A 1,305-nucleotide genomic window follows, 5' to 3' on the forward strand; every position below is an offset into this window, starting at 1 on the left:
AGGAACAAACGAACAGTTCGCTCATCGAGCGAATCTGCTCGCGAAATGTCTTTCAAAGCTATTCGCCTACGCCACAGCGTCGGGAAGCCCAGATGCGGGAACAGCCTGCGTGGAAACGAAATTCTCTGCGCATTTGCGCGAAGTCCTATCGCCTCGGCAAGAAAAGCCTGGGCACTAAAAAGTGCGACGAGGTCGAACAATACGCGATAGTCTAGACCAGAGCCTAGAGGGTGAGGATCGGCGAAAAAAAATAACCCTAGAATAGGTCCGACGGCGAATATCAACCAAAAAATGCAAATCTTCCAGGATCTGACGGCCCCACGCCAAGCGTCCAACATATGAATATTCCTACTACTACTAAACCGCGTCTGTTGTTAATCGGGCGAGAGGACATTGACGTTGCGCCCACCGTGTAGCGTTAGCTTTGGCCTCATTTAGAGCTTATTTTCGAAAACTCCTAGCCTTCCTCCTTCGCGCCGTCAATGCCCAGCCGCTCGTCCGCAGGGCTCCGAATCCGGGTAACGGAGAATGGCTCCTGGCGCAGTTGCGAGGTAGCTCTGGCTCCAGTCGGTGATTTTTCTGCGCAGTTTGATGCTGGTTCGCCTTGGTTTCTTCGCGTTGCGCTGCGGCTTCCTCGGTGGTGGCCTCTCGGGCTCGGCGCTCCTGACCAGATTGATCGCGAAGTGCCTCTGACGACGCCCATGTTTTTCTCGCCGTGGCCCTTGTGCAGGCGGGACTGGTCGTCGGTGAAGACGACGTCGAGCACCCAATAAAGCTGGTTTTCGATGGACCAGTGGCCGCGAACGGCCTCTTGCGGCCTTCGTCGAGAGCGCCGCCGAGGAGATGTAATAGCGCGTCTCGAAGCGGCAGCGGCCGCAAAGCTCGGCGCGCGATAGGATGATCGTCGCGGCGTGCGGCAGACGCAGCCCCCTGAGAAAACGGCGCGCGCCGACATCGCGGATCTCGATGCGGCGGTTGGCCCTTGTCCTGCTCGACATCGATCTCAATCTTGCCCGGTGCGGCGAAAGCGCTCTCGACTTCGGCGCGCAAGCTCGGCTGGTTGGCCTTGACCGCGAGCAGACAGTCGGCGACCGCGTCCTTATCTTCTGCGCAATCCTGGCGTTAGTGGCGATCGCGTCGATGGAGACGAGGCGCCTTTGAAGCCCGTCGTTTTCGGCGAGCCGGCTTTCCCTCCACCGCCGAGCACGAGGCGGCTCGTCGTGGCGAAGGCGGAGACGAGATGCAGCGGTGCCTTGTCTTCGGTGCGAATCACGCCTTCGCCAATCCGTTAACAGGCGTTAACCA

The 1,305-nt window shown here is 59.0% G+C and carries 1 protein-coding gene and 1 pseudogene; one reads left to right on the forward strand and one right to left on the reverse strand.

The window, feature by feature from the left end:
* Positions 1–215, forward strand: a 215-nt coding sequence (locus tag NEI07_RS02235) for a hypothetical protein (RefSeq protein WP_256032414.1), incomplete at its 5' end; no start/stop codon positions are given.
* Between the two features lie 264 nt (positions 216–479).
* On the opposite strand, the pseudogene NEI07_RS19675 reads toward NEI07_RS02235, so the two are convergent.
* Positions 480–1,267, reverse strand: a pseudogene (locus tag NEI07_RS19675) (ISAs1 family transposase); the annotation flags it as partial.
* Between the last annotated feature and the right edge of the window lie 38 nt (positions 1,268–1,305).

This window comes from Methylocystis suflitae, assembly GCF_024448135.1.
Classification (GTDB): Bacteria; Pseudomonadota; Alphaproteobacteria; order Rhizobiales; family Beijerinckiaceae; genus Methylocystis; species Methylocystis suflitae.